Annotated in this window: 15 protein-coding genes; 11 read left to right on the top strand and 4 right to left on the bottom strand. The window is 62.7% G+C overall.

The features are described 5' to 3' along the window. Window position 1: 1 nt before the first annotated feature. The 5 genes from HMPREF9237_RS00985 (at window position 2) to HMPREF9237_RS00970 (ending at window position 4,558) form a co-directional block, all read left to right on the top strand. The gene (locus HMPREF9237_RS00985) at window positions 2-691 is read left to right on the top strand and encodes a response regulator (protein ID WP_051106954.1); all 690 of its coding nucleotides are present in this window, start codon (window positions 2-4) and stop codon (window positions 689-691) included. Between the two features lie 127 nt (window positions 692-818). After that, window positions 819-1,490 (top strand): lamin tail domain-containing protein, encoded by a 672-nt coding sequence (locus HMPREF9237_RS08735; RefSeq protein ID WP_196800217.1) that lies wholly within the window; start codon window positions 819-821, stop codon window positions 1,488-1,490. Then, on the top strand, window positions 1,457-3,841 hold the full coding sequence (locus HMPREF9237_RS00980; RefSeq protein ID WP_051106953.1) for an ExeM/NucH family extracellular endonuclease: 2,385 nt from the start codon (window positions 1,457-1,459) through the stop codon (window positions 3,839-3,841). The genes HMPREF9237_RS08735 and HMPREF9237_RS00980 overlap by 34 nt, the downstream gene beginning before the upstream one ends. Before the next feature lie 129 nt (window positions 3,842-3,970). Beyond that, window positions 3,971-4,252 carry a type II toxin-antitoxin system RelE/ParE family toxin gene (locus HMPREF9237_RS09135; RefSeq protein WP_081637302.1) on the top strand — a complete coding sequence of 94 codons (282 nt, stop codon included), beginning with the start codon at window positions 3,971-3,973 and terminating at the stop codon, window positions 4,250-4,252. A gap of 9 nt (window positions 4,253-4,261) precedes the next feature. Further along, on the top strand, window positions 4,262-4,558 hold the full coding sequence (locus tag HMPREF9237_RS00970) for a HigA family addiction module antitoxin (RefSeq protein ID WP_016441845.1): 297 nt from the start codon (window positions 4,262-4,264) through the stop codon (window positions 4,556-4,558). A 57-nt stretch (window positions 4,559-4,615) separates the two neighbouring features. Here the strand turns inward: HMPREF9237_RS00970 and HMPREF9237_RS00965 are convergent, their stop codons facing one another. Further along, window positions 4,616-5,386: an HNH endonuclease family protein gene (locus tag HMPREF9237_RS00965; RefSeq protein WP_051106952.1), complete on the bottom strand. Its 771-nt coding sequence runs from the start codon at window positions 5,384-5,386 to the stop codon at window positions 4,616-4,618. 97 nt (window positions 5,387-5,483) lie between these two features. Here HMPREF9237_RS00965 and HMPREF9237_RS00960 point away from each other — a divergent pair, with 97 nt between their 5' ends. Together HMPREF9237_RS00960 and gluQRS are read left to right on the top strand one after the other, a co-directional pair. Then, window positions 5,484-6,794, top strand: a complete 1,311-nt coding sequence (locus HMPREF9237_RS00960; RefSeq protein WP_016441843.1) for an aminopeptidase C — start codon at window positions 5,484-5,486, stop codon at window positions 6,792-6,794. Between the two features lie 3 nt (window positions 6,795-6,797). Further along, the gene (gluQRS, locus tag HMPREF9237_RS00955; protein WP_016441842.1) at window positions 6,798-7,730 is read left to right on the top strand and encodes a tRNA glutamyl-Q(34) synthetase GluQRS; all 933 of its coding nucleotides are present in this window, start codon (window positions 6,798-6,800) and stop codon (window positions 7,728-7,730) included. A 9-nt stretch (window positions 7,731-7,739) separates the two neighbouring features. On the opposite strand, the gene ybaK is transcribed toward gluQRS, so the two are convergent. Beyond that, window positions 7,740-8,249, bottom strand: a complete 510-nt coding sequence (gene ybaK / locus HMPREF9237_RS00950) for a Cys-tRNA(Pro) deacylase (RefSeq protein ID WP_039898146.1) — start codon at window positions 8,247-8,249, stop codon at window positions 7,740-7,742. Between the two features lie 85 nt (window positions 8,250-8,334). Here ybaK and HMPREF9237_RS00945 point away from each other — a divergent pair, with 85 nt between their 5' ends. From HMPREF9237_RS00945 to HMPREF9237_RS08730, 4 genes are all read left to right on the top strand, one after another. Next, entirely contained in the window at window positions 8,335-8,565 is a 231-nt protein-coding gene (locus HMPREF9237_RS00945) for a hypothetical protein (protein WP_016441840.1), read from the top strand. Window positions 8,566-8,849: 284 nt separating this feature from the next. Next, window positions 8,850-9,185 (top strand): WXG100 family type VII secretion target, encoded by a 336-nt coding sequence (locus HMPREF9237_RS00940; protein ID WP_016441839.1) that lies wholly within the window; start codon window positions 8,850-8,852, stop codon window positions 9,183-9,185. Between the two features lie 45 nt (window positions 9,186-9,230). Further along, window positions 9,231-9,518: a WXG100 family type VII secretion target gene (locus HMPREF9237_RS00935; RefSeq protein WP_016441838.1), complete on the top strand. Its 288-nt coding sequence runs from the start codon at window positions 9,231-9,233 to the stop codon at window positions 9,516-9,518. A gap of 158 nt (window positions 9,519-9,676) precedes the next feature. Continuing rightward, a complete protein-coding gene (locus tag HMPREF9237_RS08730; protein ID WP_196800216.1) occupies window positions 9,677-12,895 on the top strand; it encodes a VaFE repeat-containing surface-anchored protein in 3,219 nt (1,072 codons plus the stop codon). 121 nt (window positions 12,896-13,016) lie between these two features. Here HMPREF9237_RS08730 and HMPREF9237_RS00925 read toward each other — a convergent pair whose 3' ends face one another. Then, complete coding sequence (locus HMPREF9237_RS00925; RefSeq protein ID WP_016441836.1) at window positions 13,017-14,402, bottom strand: type VII secretion protein EccB; 1,386 nt, start codon at window positions 14,400-14,402, stop codon at window positions 13,017-13,019. Beyond that, on the bottom strand, window positions 14,396-15,835 hold the full coding sequence (locus HMPREF9237_RS00920; RefSeq protein ID WP_016441835.1) for a hypothetical protein: 1,440 nt from the start codon (window positions 15,833-15,835) through the stop codon (window positions 14,396-14,398). Before HMPREF9237_RS00920 ends, HMPREF9237_RS00925 begins: the two co-directional genes overlap by 7 nt. Between the last annotated feature and the right edge of the window lie 176 nt (window positions 15,836-16,011).

Below are 16,011 nucleotides of genomic sequence, written 5' to 3'. Positions count from 1 at the left end.
GGTGCCGATTTCCTCACCTATTCGCGTTATGGTCGTGGATGACGATCCGATGGTCCGCCGTCTCCTGGTACAAATTATTAACCTGAGTCCGGAGCGGGATAGTGAGGTGGTGGCGCAGGCGGGCACGGCCCGCGAAGCTTTGGAAACTCTCACCGCGGTGAAGGTCGATGTCGTGCTCATGGATGTGGCGATGCCCGGGGGTATGGACGGCATCGAGGCCACGCGCCAGCTGCGAAGTTTCCCGCATCCGCCCCAGGTCATCGTGGTGACCACCCTGGATGCCGATGATGAAGCGGTGCGCGCCGCGGAAGCCGGCGCCTCCGGTTTTATTCTCAAATCGGAAGACCCCCAGGTTCTCCTCCAGGCGATCCGTAATGTGGCGGCCGGGGATGGTGCGCTCTCTCCGCGGGCCGCCAAGCAGGTGTACGAATATCTGGCAGCGACCCGTACCGTGAGTGCGCGCCGGCGCGCCCAGGAAAAAATCGCGCGGCTCACCGCCCGCGAACTCGAGGTGGCCCGGCAGGTTTCCCTGGGGCTCTCGAATCGCGATATCGGGGAGAAACTGCACCTGTCCGAATCCACGGTGAAAACACACCTGGCCGCTATTGTGGCGAAAATGGGTGTAGAAGGGCGCATCGGGGTCGCGGTGGATATGACGCGCGCCGGATTGCTCGACGACGAACCTATCTAGCCCGCGAGTCCTGGTCACCACCTGTTTACCCGGTGTTTAAGAGTTGGCGATGCGGCCCGGCTAGCGTGGAGGAGGCATGAAGCACCCTCCGCGCCGCCACGCGCGGACCACACAGAAAGGTCGCAACGTGAAAAAACGTGCCCTCGGGGGCGTTGCGGTACTATCGTCCACGGCTTTGATGGTTCCCGGCGTCTGCCTCCTCCCGGCGTTCGCTGCGCCGGACGGTTCCGGAATTATTATTAACGAAATTTATACCCGGGGTGGGTCCTCCGGGGCCACCTACACTCATAAATACGTTGAGCTGTATAACCCGAGCTCTGCGGCCATTGACTTAAGCGATCTGACGCTGGGCTATTCAGCGAGCCACGGGAAGAGCGTTTCTTCCAAGGTGGCCCTGAGCGGCAGCCTGGAGGCAGGTGCCTATCTGGTGGTGAGCGCCGGATCGAATGGTTCGAACGGTGTCCAGCTCCCGGAGGGGGTCACGTCCCCGATGAACCTTGGGGCCAAGGGTGGGATTGTGGTGCTGGCGCCGTCGTCCCGTATTGACGCGGCGCTGGCCGATCCCGCTACCGCTATCGACCTGGTCGGATACGGGAACGCGAGCGTGGCGGAAGGTGAGGCGGCGCGGGTGGGCTCCAATTCCCAGATGGCCGCGAACTCCTCCTCCCGCATTCCTAACGGCACGGATACGAATAATAATGCGGCCGAGGTATTTTCGTTTACGGGGCAGCGGCCGCACAGCTGGCGGCCGGCGCGTATGTGGAAGTGCGCGGCACGGTCACCGAATTTCACGGGCTGACCGAAATTAATGCTGCTGCTATTACGGCACTGGAGGAAAAGCCGGCGGCAATTGAGCCGGTTGAGATTGCCTGCAATGCCACGGCGGCGCAGCGCGAAGCGGTGGAGGGCATGCTCGTGCGCGTGACCGGGCCGCTCACGGTGACGAATAACTATGCCACCAACCAGTACGGGGAGGTGGGCCTGGCCTGCGGCACCCAGCCGCTGTGGCAACCCAGCGAGCGCTTCAACCCGAGCGAGAATCCCGAGCAGGTACGGGCTCTGGATGCCTATAACGCGGCGAATGTACTGGTGTTGGATGACGGGCGCTCACGGGCCTACTTCGGGCGCAATGCCCAAACGAATGTACCGGTGCCCTACCTTTTCGCGGATAATGCTGCCGGGGCCGCTGCTCAGGCGGCGCCGGTGCGCGTGGGGGCTGCCGCTACTCTCCACGGCGGGCTCATTATGGATTTCCGCAATAATTCCTGGAAGCTGCAACCGCGGTTCCCGGTGACGCTGGAAGATGGCACGGATCGCTCCACCGAGGTGGTCACTTTTGAGAATACCCGCGCGGCAGCCCCCGGGAATCTGGGCGGGGATATTTCCCTCGCCTCCTTCAATGTGCTCAACTACTTCAGCAGCCTCGGCGAAAATGAGAAGGGCTGCCGGGCTTATACCGACCGCGAAGGTAATCCCATCGCGGCGAATCGGTGCAAGGTGCGCGGGGCCTATAGCCCCGAGTCTTTCGCGCGCCAGCAAACCAAGATTGTGCGGGCTATTAACGAGCTGGATGCCAGCGTGCTGGGGCTGCAGGAAATTGAGAATACAGCCCGGGTATCCGGTGGGGACCGCGATACTGCGGTGCGGGCCCTGGTGGCGGCCCTCAATGCGGACGCGCAGGCGGAGCGCTGGGCTTATGTTCCGTCTCCGGCGAAGGTCGGGGAGAACGAGGACTATATTCGCCTTGCCTTTATCTACCAGAAAGATAAGGTCCGGGCGGTGGGCCCCTCGCAGATTCTCAATAGCGAGTGGTATACCGGGACCGCGCGCCAGCCGTTGGCGCAAAGCTTCCAGGCGGTTGTGGATGGTGAAGGCGTGGGCCCGGAGTTCGTGGTGATTACCAACCACTTCAAGTCCAAGGGTTCGCTATCCAAGAGGATCGCTAATGACGAGGATGTGTACCAGGGCAATAACAACCTCTTGCGCACCAAGCAGGCGGAGACGCTGCGCGATTGGATCGCGGCGGAGTTCGCCGATAAGCCGGTGTTTGTGGTGGGGGATCTTAACTCCTATTCGAAGGAGGACCCGATCAGGGTCTTTGAGAAGGCCGGCTACACCAATCTGCACGGGCATTTCCAGCCTGATTCCTACACCTACCAATTCTCCGGGCTGGTGGGCTCGCTCGATCACGTGCTGGTCAATCCCGCCGCCGCAAAGCTCGCCACCGGCGGGCAGGTGTGGAATATCAATTCCCCCGAGTCGGTGGCCCTGGAGTACTCCCGCTACAACTACAACGTCAAGAACCTGTGGGATGAGAGCGCTTTCCGCTCCTCGGACCACGACCCCTTCAAGGTTGGGCTCAAGGTGATTCCCGAGAAGGAAGACCCGGCTCCTGCGCCAGAGCCGACTCCCACGCAGCCGGAGCCGACGGCGCCTGAACCAACCGCGCCTGAACCGACGCAGCCTGCGCCGACTCCCACGCAGCCGGAACCGACCGCGCCTGAACCGACGCAGCCGGAACCCACGACGCCCGCGCCTGAACCGACGGCGCCTGCACCGGAACCGACACAGCCGGAACCCACGACGCCCGCGCCGGCGCCGACAACCGGCAATATGTTCTACCTATCCAATACCTGGCAAGCCACCGTGGCCGATCTCGTCTTCAGCTACGGCCGGGCCGGCGATGAGGTCCTGGTCGGTGATTGGGATGGTGATGGTGTTGATACGTTTGCGGTGCGGCGTGGGAATGTCTTCTACGTGAAGAACTCGCTGGCCAGCGGCGCAGCGGATCGCGTGTTTTCCTATGGTCGGGTTGGTAATGAGGTCCTGGTCGGTGATTGGGATGGTGATGGTGTTGATACGTTTGCGGTGCGGCGTGGGAATGTCTTCTACGTGAAGAATTCCCTGGCCAGCGGCGCAGCAGATACCGTCTTCTCCTACGGCCGGGCCAGCGATGCTACGCTCGCGGGAGATTTCGACGGCGATGGCCGGGACACCCTCTCGATCCGCCGCGGCAATACCATCCACGTCAATAACTCCCTGGTGAGTGGAAACGCTGATTACGCCCTCCCGTACGGGCGGGTAAGCGATGAGCTCTTCATTGGGGACTGGGATAGCAACGGCACCGACACCCCAACGGTGCGCCGCTAACCTCCATATTTCTACCAACACGGGTGGATGCCGGGACCTCGAGTTCCAGCACCCACCCGCGTTGTATGGGAGAAATTCTCAGGATATAACGCCTTGCGTTAATAACGTGTGGCGTTATATCCTTATCTCGTGATTGCTTCGTTCGCAGATCGGGACACAGAGCGTCTCTATTGGCGAGAGCGTGTTAAAGGACTCGACTCTCGAATAGCACGTAAGGCGCTCATGAAACTGATGCTGCTCGACGCGGCAACGGAACTTGATGAGCTGCGGGTACCGCCAGGTAACCGTTTGGAGGCTCTTAAGGGTAATCGTGCTGGGCAGTACAGCATCAGAATTAACCATCAATGGCATATCTGTTTTCTTTGGACGCCACAAGGTCCAAGCGAAGTTGAAATAGTTGATTATCACTAGGGAGGTATCATGACTAGCAAGATTCCCCCGATTCATCCGGGAGAAATCCTTGAAGAGGAATTCCTGGCACCGTTGGATATTACGCAGCACAAACTTGCGATTGCCATTGAGGTTCCTCCGCGTCGAATCAATGAAATTGTGCATGGAAAGCGTCGGATCACCGCGGATACCGCGTTGCGGTTGGGGCGTTTCTTTGGAACCAGTGCTCAGTTTTGGATCAATCTGCAAACCCACTATGACCTGGAGAAGGAGTTAGACGCGCTAGGGGATGAGCTAGAAAATATTCAACCCTTGCAGAGCGCCTAATTGGGGTACGGTAGCGGGGTGCTGGTCTCGGAACACAGACCCACCCGCACCCTCGGCTTACCGGACGCAATCGGATAGCACCTCGTGCAGGGCGTGACGTTCGTCGTCGTCGACCCGAAGCCCGTAGGCACGCTTGACCGCCACCTGCCGCGTGGCGTATTCGCACACAAAAGCCGGGTTATCCGGCAACCACTGCGCGGCGGTGGCGTGCCCCTTCTCCTTATTCGCCGTCCCGGAAACCGCGAGCAAATTGAGCGGGTCGGTGGCGAATTGCGCGCGCGTATCCGCGTCCCAGTCCTGCGCCCCGGCCCGCCACGCATCGTAAAGCGCGACAACGTGATCAATAGTCACCGCTTCGGGCGCGCGGGCGCGGTCAAAGGAAATCTCCGTTCCGCTATACGGGTCGTGAAGAGTTCCGGTGGCGACGACGCAGCCTGGCGGCGTGGACTTCCCCACCCAGAAGGTGACTCCCGCGAGATCGCGGCGCAGCACCTCGTTACGCACCGTGCATCCGTCCCCATCGGTATCGGGCCAGCCATCTCCCAGGCCGAACTCGGCGCGCGAATAACCACGCCCGGAATCAGGGCGGCCCCCGGGGAGCTCGTTCAGGGCAGAAAGCGCCTCGGAAGCGGTGAGTTCGCCGCTGCTCGCGCTGCCGGTCCCGCCCGACTGCGGCACGGAATCCGAATCAGCACGCCACAACTGGATCAGCGCCACCGCGAGGACCACCAGCAGCGCGGCGATCACGTTCCACATGCGCCGGTGCGGCGAAGGAGCAGCTGCACCGGAACGATGAGAAGCGCCGGAACGACCAATCGAAAAACGCATACATAACCTTTCGGGACACATGCCCGTGGCGGGCCTGCGCCTGCAAGGTAGCATAGTGAGGGACCTTGGCACAGTTACGACAATGAAGGAGTTATGAATGGCCCAGGCACTTGAGACCGATATGGTGAAGAAGTTTGCGGCGGATTTCGCGGCGGATCGCACCGCCCGCATCGTCCAGAACGCCGTCACCCAGACCTCGATTACGAAGGTCGCCCAGGATCGCGATGTTATTAACGCGATTGATCCGTCCATGTCGGTGAAGGTGGACACCTGGAAGGTGAATAACCAGAAGAAATCCGGGCGCTGCTGGCTTTTCTCCGGGCTCAGCTCGCTGAAGATGCTCGTCAATCGCGCCACCGGCCTGAAGAACTTCGAGTTCTCCCAGTCCTTCCAGCATTTCTACGACAAGCTGGAGAAGGCAAATTATTTCCTCACCTCCATGATTGAGCTGGCGGACCGCCCGGTTGATGACCGCACCGTGCACTACCTGCTTTCCGATCCCATCGGGGACGGCGGGCAGTGGAATATGTTCGTGGCACTGGTGGAAAAGTACGGGGCCTGCCCGAAGTTCGCGATGCCGGAAACGGAATCTTCCTCCAATACTCAGCTCATGAACCGCACCCTGGAAATGCTGCTGCGCCGCGCCGCCCACGATATTCGCGAGGCGGAAGCCGGCCAGCGTGAAGCCGTGCGCGAAAAGTTCATGGAGCAGGTCTACCGGGTGCTGGCTATCCACTTGGGCACCCCGCCGGAAAGCTTTGTATGGCAGTACGAAGATGAGGACGGAAACTTCCACCGTGAAGGGAAGATGACCCCGGTGGAATTCGCGCAGAAGTACCTACCGGATCTGGATCAGTACGTGTGCATCGTCAATGATCCGCGTAATGAGTACGGCAAGCTCTACACGGTGGATCGCCTCGGCAATGTGGTGGGCGCTAAGCCGGTCACCTACCTCAATGTGCCCATCGAGGTGATTCGGGAAGCCACCATCGCCACCCTCAAGGACGGCCAGCCCGTGTGGATGGGGTGCGATACCGGCAAGCAATCGGATCGCGAACGCGGTATTTGGGACGGCCAGCTTTACGATTACGAAGGTACCTACGGGATTGACCTGGCCATGTCCAAGGCCGATGAGCTCTACTACGGCGAAGCAATGATGACGCACGCCATGGTGTTCACCGGCGTTGATCTGCGTGAAGACGGCAGCCCGCGCCGCTGGCGTATCGAAAACTCCTGGGGTGATGAGCACGCCGATAAGGGCTTCTGGACCATGAACGATTCCTGGTTCGACCAGCACGTTTTCGAAGTCGCGGTCACCAAGGATCGCCTCTCCGCGGAGCTGCTGGCGGCTCTGGAAACCGAACCCGAAGTGCTGCCCGCCTGGGATCCGATGGGTTCGCTGGCCTAAACCGTGGAGTACGGCCGCTACGCACCCTCACCGAGCGGAGACCTGCACCTCGGGAATCTCCGCACCGCGCTCCTCGCCTGGGCTTTGGCCCGGCGGTCCGGGCGCGGCTTCCTCATGCGCGTGGAGGATATGGACGAACGGTCCCGCCCGCAGTTCCAAGAGCGCCAGCTCGCGGACCTGCGGGCCCTCGGCCTCACCTGGGACGGCCCGGTCCAGATCCAATCCCAGCGCATCGGTGGGTACGACGCCGCCTTCGCGTCCCTGCGGGAACGCGGACTGCTCTACGAGTGCTATTGCACTCGGCGTGATTTGGCCGACGCCGCCCGGGCGCCCCACGGGGCGCCCGGGGTATACCCGGGGACCTGCCGGGATCTGAGCGCGGCCGGCCGGCGGGCCGGCCGCGCCAAACTCGCGGCGGTGGGCCGCCAGCCGGCTCTGCGGCTGCGCACCGAGGTGAAAGAACTAACCATTCACGATGAGGTGTGCGGGGAGGTGAGCGGCGTCGTCGATGATTTTGTGATTCGGCGTGGCGATGGTCGCTACGCTTACAATTTTGCCTCTGTGGTCGATGATGCGCTCGAGCATATTACCCAGGTGACGCGGGGGGCCGATTTGGCGCCATCCACACCCCGACAGGTGTATTTGCAGCGCTTGCTCGGGGCGCCCACCCCGGAATACTGGCATGTGCCCATGGTTCTCAACCGGGAAGGCGCGCGGCTGGCCAAACGCGATGGTGCCGTGACGATGCGGGCGCTCGCGGAGTACGGCTGGAGCCCGGCCGATGTGCTGGCCCTTATTGGGCGCTCGCTAGGGTTGGAAGTGCGCACGGCCGCGGATTTCGCCCAGCAGCTAGATGCCCGCGCGTTGCGCCGCCGCGGGCCCTGGTATGTAGATGTGGCGGCGCTCGAAGCCGGGCCGGATAGCCGGGCCAGCTAGACTAGCGGGCTAGATGTGCCGGCTAAAATCGGCCACCGGCGCGAATTCCGCGCGGGCCGCGGCCGCTAAATCCGCCGGCGCCAGGCGCACCGAGAGCCCACGTTTCCCACCCGAAACCACCATCGCCGGCAGCTCGCGCGCGGAGGCATCAATAAAAATAGGGCTGCGGTGTTTTTGCCCCAGCGGCGAAATACCCCCGGTCACATAGCCGGTGAGTTTCTCGGCATCATGCGGATCCATCATCGCGGCCTTTTTCCCGCCCGCCGCTTTTGCCAAGGACTTGAGATTGAGCATGGCGGCAGCCGGAACCACCGCGCATACCGGCTTCCCATCCACCTGCGCCAGCAGGGTTTTGAAAATAACACGGGGATCCATCCCCAGCTCAGCGGCGGAATCGAGGGCGAATCCGTGCTCGTGATGCAAACTTTGTTCGTACTCAAGAATCGTGAACTCCACGCCGGCTTTCGTGAGGGCGAGGAGGGCCGGGGTCCCGGCCGGCTTATTTTTCTTCGACGACATACGTCCAGGATAGTAGCCCTCATGTTCATATGGATGCACTACCATATTCCTACCGGGAGCCAGCCACCCGGAGACGGAGGAAACCGTGAGGAAACGCCAATTCGGCCGCCGGCATGATGACCAGCAGCGCGGCAGCGCCACCGGGGAAGATCCCACCATCGAATCCGAAGAAGAGCTGAGCGGCGGCTATGATTTCGGCGGCTACCAGCCGGGGCAGAGCTACTACCCGCGCCGTCGCCTCTTCTGGCAGCGTGCCACCATCATCGGCATCGCTTTCGTTATTTCGATGGTCGCTCTCGTGGCCTATTTCCTGTAACGCCGGCTAGCGCGCCGCGGGAGCGGCGCGGCGGCGTCGCTCTGAAACACGGTCAGCATTGGGTACGACGGCGCCGCCGGGCACGGGCGCGCAAGGCTAGTCACGGCCGGCCTGCCTGTGGGGGACACGCCGGCCGGGCAGATGCCTGTGGATAACATTTTTTCTCTCTCGACAAGCACCACTTTTATCAGCCACTATGGGAACACCGGTCCTCACCGGCCGGCGTCCGAAGCGCGGAACTCTCACCACCCGCGCGCCACCACCTACGTATTTCAGGGGGATGTATGGCTGTATCCACCGCACAATTGCGGGTCAGTAATGATTCCATTCTCACCGTTCGCGCGCTCGTCACCCAGGCCCAGGAGGATCTGCGCGCCCACCTCCATTCCACCATGGATCGCATCGCTGGCTGGCATGCCGGTTGGCGCGGTGCTGCTCCGGTGGCCTTCGCCGCCGCGCTGGAAGAATACCGCGCGGCAAGTGAAAAGTTGCTCGCGCTCCTGGCTGATTACGCAGTGCGCCTAGGCCGCGCGGATGCCACCGTTACCGAAACAGACACGGCCACCCGCGCGGATTTTTCCCGTATGGCCGCACTAGTTGGGGATCTGCCGGCGGCGTAACAGCGCCCGCGCCGGTGTTCCCACGCACTTATGGAAAGGATTGTCATGAGCGAACTTCGTGCACATTTTGGGGAACTTTCCGCGGGGGCAGCTGATATGGCTGCCCACGCTTCCCGCATCGAGGCGGTACTCGCGCAGCTAGATGCCCGTATCCGCGCCGCGATGGCGGATTGGGACGGGCAATCTCAGGCAGCTTACGAAGCCGCACAAATGCGGTGGCATGCCGCGGCCCGTTCCCTGAATGATATTTACGCGCGTATCGGCCAGCAGGTGGAATGCGCCTCGCAGAACTATCGCGCAGCTGACCGGGCGGTGGCGCGCCTCTTCGGATAGGGGGGCGGCGGTTAGTTGCGGTTAGCTACGGCTAGCGGCTGTGCGCCGGTGGTAATTTTCTGCCCGCGTTTTCCGCATGCTCCACGTTCGTTACGCATGCACATTCGCCGTGTATGCAGATTCGCATGACTCTCTTCAGCATGCATAAAAATAATATTGTGAAAGGACTCGTATCCACCATGGCAATAACCACGGGCCCGAAACCCACCCCATATGTGATTCGGGTATGTCTTGCTTTTCTCATGGTGTTCGCTTTGGCGGGCGCCGGTCTTTTCGGCGGCGCCGGAGCGCGTGCCGATTGGGATCATTCTGTTGGCCGCGGCATCGAAATTAAAGGGGTGAATATTGTTGGCCACCTCCGCCTCGGGCCGCATTACGCGGAAACACAATCAATTAACGGGGTGGCGGTGGAGGGTTATCCCATTTGGTGTATCCAAGCGAAATATGCCGATCCCGGTCCCGGGGAGATGATCGATATTACGACCCTTACCGAATCCCGAGCGCTCGGCCCGGGAGAGTTGCAGCTGAGCACCCCGCAAATGGCCTGGCTGCTCAACCGCTATGAAGGAAATACCACGGACGACCTCAACCTAGCTGCGCTGAGCTACCTCATCCACGTTAATTTCGAAAAGGAATACCCGGGGCGTCCGGGGCGCGCTCAAGAGACCGTGAACGAGCTGGTGCAGGCGGTGCGTACCCAGCGTCCCGATATTGAGGAACGGGCCCAAAGCTACGTGCGGGAAGCGCGCGCCAGCGCCGCCGTCGGCTACGTGAGCGGAATCGTGGAAGGCGAAGGGGAGCGCAGCGGTGTTATCCGCGGTATTGGCGTGCACCCGGATAATTCCGAGGCGTGGCTGCCCGGGATCCCCGTGGCTATTACCCTCAGCGGCCCGGCAGTTTTTGACGCGAGCGGTAGCGCAACCTGGAGCGGGGTGACCGATAGCAAGCCGCTGGAGCTGGCGTGGTCGGCCACCGGGAATGGCCAGGTGAGCTATACGGCTGTTTTCGATACCCCGGTTCGCACCACCCTGACTATTTTCGGGGCCGATGGCACCGTTCAAGACACCATCACCTACGGCCACCGCCCGGTCAGCGATCCCCTCACCCGCAATGTCCCGGGGCGCACCTGGGAAGTTATTTATGATTTCCAGCCGCTGGGAACCTCGAAGGTAAGCACCCGCCCTATTAATACCGATGGCGTTATTCGCGATACTCTCACCACCGCCGTCAAGGAGGATTACGGGGACGGAAAATGGACCCAGGTGAAGGGGATAAATGTGCCCGTCACCTACCGGGCCACCGCCTATTGGGCAGGGCGCACCTCCCCGCAACGCAGCGATACCGTCCCTGAAGGAGCCGAGGTTCTGGGAGCGGTCACGGTCCAAGCTAAGGGCCCGGGGGAGACGCTCACCGCGGAACTTTCCACACCCAAACGCGGTTTCGTCACCTGGGTGTGGGAGGTGCGTAAAAACGAGCAGGGGGAGAACTCCCGCTATATTCACGCGGACTGGGCTGATAGTTACGCCCTTCCGGAAGAAACCTCCCGGGAAGAATTCCCCTTCCGGCCTCTCGGGATATCCCACGTGGCCGATGCGAAAGTGGTAGATACCGGCACGGTCCTCAGCGATACTTTCGTGGCCCGCGCGGATGAGAATTTCCGAGATGGGGAGTGGAGCCGCCGCCCGGGAACCAATGGTTCTTTTGAAGACGGTCCCTTTATTCCGGTTACGTACCGGGCCACCGCGTGGTATGTGTCTCCCACGGCCATTCCCGAGCCGGGTGTGGTCCCGGCCAGCTCAGAAAAAATAGGCTCCGTGACAGTGGTGGCCGAAGGCCCGGGCCCGATCCGCGCAGAATTGAGCGAACCAGTGAGCAAGCCTGGAATGTACACCTGGGTGTGGGAAGTCCTCGAGGAGGACCAACCAGCCGAGTTCGCACCCTGGATTGAGAGTGGCTGGTCGGATACTTTCGGGCTGGCCGATGAAACAACATCGGTGCGCTATCCCGGGAAGATTGATTCGGCTCTCTCGATTCGCCAAACGAAGTCCGGAACTTACCTGGTTGATGACGTCTGGGTGAGCTGCCTACCCGCGAACCACCCCGATTTCACCGGCGGAGCCGGATTTAGGGCTGATACTCAGACGTTAACCCACACCCTGCTCTTCTTCCCGGAAGGCCAGGCCGTAACCGATGAGAACCGCGCGGCCGCCCGCCAGATTGGGCAACCGGTGGTACTTCCCGCCCGCAACGGTTTCTACCCGAGTGTGGGCGATCCGTCCTGGATCATGGAGCAGGATGCGGCCGGGGAGAACCTGCCGGGTACTTACGTGGTGGTTTCCGATTTCGCGGGGGATGATCGGGCGGCTCCGCTGGCCACCAGCGTGACCGATGTGACCGAGCAGTTCACGGTGACCCGCGAACCGTCCCTTCACACCACCATGCACCATGAAGACACCCATATCGCGCCCAATACCGGTACCGTCACCCTGGTGGATACCGTGTCCTACCAGCACCTGATTCCCGGAAAGGAATACGAGGTCCACGGGGCACTCCTGGATCCGACCAGCGGTCAGCCGCTGCGCGATGCCAGCGGGAGCGCGCTCACCGGCACCAGCCGTTTCGTGCCCGAGCACCCCAACGGTAGCGTGGAGGTGGTTTTTGAGGTCGACGCCGCAACTCTGGCCGGCACCAAGGTGGTGGCCACGGAAACTCTGCGCCAGGACGGCCGGGATATTGCGATCCATGCTGACCTGAACGATACCAACCAGACGGTGACCTTCACACGCTTGGCCACCCGTGCCCGGGATGGCGCTGCGAGTGCTGCTGATCATGCCGGCGGCGATCAGACTCTGAGCGCCACCGCGGATGCGGTGATTGTCGATGAGGTATGTGAACTCAGCGGAGCGCTTATCCCCGGGGAGGCCTACCGGATTGAAACGGCTGCCATGTTCCTCGATGGCACGCCGGTGCTCGGGAAGGACGGTGCCCCGGTACGCACAGTCAGCGATTTCATTCCCGGTTCGCCTAGCGAATGCGCCCGCATTAAGCTCGGCTTTGATGCGAGCGGCTTAGCTGGCCGCGAGGTGGTTCTTTTCGAATGGGTGTACCTGGGCGACCGGCTCATTTCCGAGCACACCGATCCGCTCGATAGTGAACAAACGGTTCGTTTCGAAGAACCGCCGGTACCTCCGACGACGCCGCCCGCTACGCCACCGGCCACCCCGCCCACCACTCCGCCGGCTACGCCACCTGCACCTCCGGAGCTGCAACGCACCGGTGCGGCGCTCGCGGGCTGGCTCCTGGCCGGGCTCACCGCGCTCGCCGGCGGCTTGACTTTGCGCTACCGGGCCAATTCCCGCTCCAGCGCCACCCGCTAAAGGCGGGGTAACCAGCTACCAACTATTCCCAACGTATGTCACTCACAGCCCGGGCCGGGGAGGAAGAATCTTCTCCCCGGCCCGGGCTTGTGCATGCGCGAAACGATGAGAATGCGGCGGGTCATGGGCGATGTCGGGTGCAGGCAGCAATATCGGTTCGGGTAGTGCCCTGTGGATCGGTGCAGAGCGCATCCACGGAGAGAAGAGTGGCCGGATTGGGAAGGAGGATGCGCCAGGCGGGCGGGAGCTCAAGCGGAGTGATGTTTTCCCAGTTCGCGGCTCGGCGCAGCCGGTCAAGATCGGTGATGGCTACCGGGGTGCTTCCCTGTAGCAGGGTGGCACTCCCCGCATCCGTGCTGGCCACGAGTGCAGCACCAGCGTGCGATAGCGGGGATTCAGGTACGTGCGCCAAGAACGAGTGTCCCGCGTGGAAAGCCGCGCATACCCGAGCGGAGCCGGGATCCGCGGTTTCGGTAGCCGCGCCGGCAGCCGGGTCGGTGAGCGCGGTGAGATCTCCGGGCCAGCCGGCTCCGGGGCCGGTTTCGCGGAAGTTCAGATGGGCACGAGCTGCCGGATCGAGGGCATACACTCGCGCTCGGGCACTTTGCTCGGAGAGTCGATACAGGTGGAAAGCGGTGGGGGAGAGCGGTTCGAGCACGCCGCCCGAACTGATCTGGAACCAGGTGCGGGTGCCGGCACTGTCAGCAAAAGCAACCAGGTCACCGACCCGCGCCTCCCCGATACCGGGAAGATACCCGGCCGGCTCACCAACGGTGGGAACCTGGAGCGGCGTGAGAGGCGGCCCTTCCGCCCAGAGTTCCACCCACGCAGGCGGCGCCTCAAACACAGGTAAGCCCGGAAATTCGCTACGGAAAGCCGCTTCTGGAATGTCCACCCGGTAGCGCTGGCCAGTAGCAATGAGCCACAAAATTCCCGGTGTTCGTACCAGCACCGCGCCCCGATATTCCGGGAGCGGAGCTGAGGCCGCCAGGGATAACGGCGTGGCCGTGCCCTGCATATTTTCTTTGTCGTCCTCCCGTGAAGCTGTAACAGTTGCGGGGCAAGCCACCAGCCACGGGTCACGCAGCTCGGCTGCGCTCGGTAAAGAATCGGGGGCGCCCGGGATTCCCACGGGCACCCCGCGCGGTACATCTGCGAGCCGGGAAGCTGGGAGCGCATGGGTTTCCAGCCCTTCGGGGTACAAAAGGTAAGCGGCAGCCAGGGTGGTGAGGGGATGGAGAATTCCACCGGAACTGAGATAGCGTGCCCCGCTATCCGTGGCGATCACAATCGCGCCATCTTCCCAACCGTCAGGAAGCTGCGGGGAGAGCACCCGCGCTGCACCGGTACCAGCCGCGGTTACCAGGGCAAGCCCAAGAGCTCCGGCTAGCCCAGCTAATCCGGGGCGGGGAGCTTCCTCATGAGCCGGCAGCCCCCACCATAACGCGCCCTCGATGCCGCGGCGCCGGAAACGGCGGGAGCTCACAATAGTGCGCGCGTTTACCATGGGCTGACCGCAATAACTATCCCGACTCCGAGCAGCGCGGTGAGAGCCTGCTCAGCGATCTCCACTCGCCGGGTGAGAAGAAGCTGAGCCTCGGAACGCTCGCCGCGGCCCCGATCCTCGGTAGACTCCAGGGTCTCCGAGGCTTCCCGGTGGCTCCCATACCCGAGGAAAAGAGCGGGAATACTCACCAGCGCTGGAGCTACCAGGCACGCAAGAAGACCCGGTGCTGCGTACGTTGCCGGATTCCGCATGGCCAACACGCAGAGCTCCATAAAAAGAAGAAGGAAGAAGACAAGCCGAAGTACAAACGCGGCGTCGGCGCGCATACTTAGGGCACGCAGCCCGAGCACAGTTACTGCCGTGCAACAGGTGGCCGCGCTGAGAATATCCGGGCGGTAGGCCAGCGGTAGCAGCGCGGCGATCACGAAGACGGCGCCGGCTTCGCAGCCCAGGGCGCGCAGGGCGAGGATGCGGGCCCAGTTTTCCGTACTGTGCTCCGCGGGTGATTCCGCTATACCGGTGGCGGGTATTTCCGGCGGGGGCGCGCTCAACCGCAAGACAAGCGGCGCAATCAGGCGGGCCGTGCAGACCAGGGCCACCACGATCACGAGGGCGGCCGGTTCGGCAAGCCGGGCGTCGAGCAGGGCGCTGCCACCCCAAGCCAGCAAAGCAAGTGCCCAGGGCAGCAGCATACTGCGGCTACCCGGCACGGGGACTACCACCCGGGCGAGCAGCGCGATGAGGAGAAGAACAATTCCAGCTGCTATCCCGCGTAGTCCCACGCCAGTTTCCGCCTCTGGTAATACCAGCGGGGCAGCCCGCCACCCGCAGGCGGCTCCCGCCCAGCCACTGGCCGCAAGCGGTGCTACCACCACCAGCTGTGCCCGTGCGCTCGCGCTCGGGCCTTCCCGCCTGCGAGCATGCGTCCAATTCATGCGGGCAAGACCGAGAAAAACGAGCGCAAGGCTGGCTAGGACGGGAAGTGCGAGCGCGTGGGGAAGCGGAGCCAGGGCGCTACATCCGGCCAGGCCCAGTCCTGCTACCGCAGCTGTTCCGGTAGCGCAGATACGGATCGTAGCCGGAGCAAGTTCGCCGCGCTCGGTCAGGGTGGAATGGCTGATACAGCTGAGAATCGGGTCGCTGCGCGGGGGCGTGGGCGGCGCGGGTCCGTCAATAAAAAGGCAGATTCCGGGGGAGAGCTGGTCGGCCGCCGGCAGGCTCGGATCCAGGCGTCTCCCGGTGGCGGTACGAACCGTCCAGCTGGGAGCCGCGAAATCCGGGGCGAGGAGGCGCAGCACCTCGGGAATGAGCGCGGTTAATGAGAGCGAACTGGCCAGCTCGAATTCGCCGCGCCGGCCCGCGCAATGCACGCAGACCGGAATCGCAATATCCACCGGTCGCGCGCCGCGTATTCCTTCGAGCTCTCCGGCCATCTGCCCTCCTTTCTGCGCTGTTACTGACCCCGGCTATTCGCCTGCGTTCTCGCCACCTCGCACCCTCGCCCTCGGCACCCGGAAGCCTGCTCGCACGGCCGCAGGTGCGCGGGGTGAGGGCACGGTATCAAGAAGGCCACAACCTGACCAGAGCTCATCCACAGGCCAGAGAGTTA

This window comes from Actinotignum schaalii FB123-CNA-2 (assembly GCF_000411135.1).
Classification (GTDB): domain Bacteria; phylum Actinomycetota; class Actinomycetes; order Actinomycetales; family Actinomycetaceae; genus Actinotignum; species Actinotignum schaalii_A.
This window is presented reverse-complemented; position numbering and strand designations above follow the sequence as displayed.

What these genes read in the sequence shown, in the direction of transcription:
- HMPREF9237_RS00970 (WP_016441845.1), top strand. Translation starts at nt 4,262, where the DNA reads ATGACTAGCAAGATTCCCCCGATTCATCCGGGAGAAATCCTTGAAGAG.
- HMPREF9237_RS00965 (WP_051106952.1), bottom strand. Translation starts at nt 5,386, where the DNA reads ATGCGTTTTTCGATTGGTCGTTCCGGCGCTTCTCATCGTTCCGGTGCA.
- HMPREF9237_RS00960 (WP_016441843.1), top strand. Translation starts at nt 5,484, where the DNA reads ATGGCCCAGGCACTTGAGACCGATATGGTGAAGAAGTTTGCGGCGGAT.
- ybaK (WP_039898146.1), bottom strand. Translation starts at nt 8,249, where the DNA reads ATGTCGTCGAAGAAAAATAAGCCGGCCGGGACCCCGGCCCTCCTCGCC.
- HMPREF9237_RS00940 (WP_016441839.1), top strand. Translation starts at nt 8,850, where the DNA reads ATGGCTGTATCCACCGCACAATTGCGGGTCAGTAATGATTCCATTCTC.
- HMPREF9237_RS00935 (WP_016441838.1), top strand. Translation starts at nt 9,231, where the DNA reads ATGAGCGAACTTCGTGCACATTTTGGGGAACTTTCCGCGGGGGCAGCT.
- HMPREF9237_RS00925 (WP_016441836.1), bottom strand. Translation starts at nt 14,402, where the DNA reads ATGGTAAACGCGCGCACTATTGTGAGCTCCCGCCGTTTCCGGCGCCGC.
- HMPREF9237_RS00920 (WP_016441835.1), bottom strand. Translation starts at nt 15,835, where the DNA reads ATGGCCGGAGAGCTCGAAGGAATACGCGGCGCGCGACCGGTGGATATT.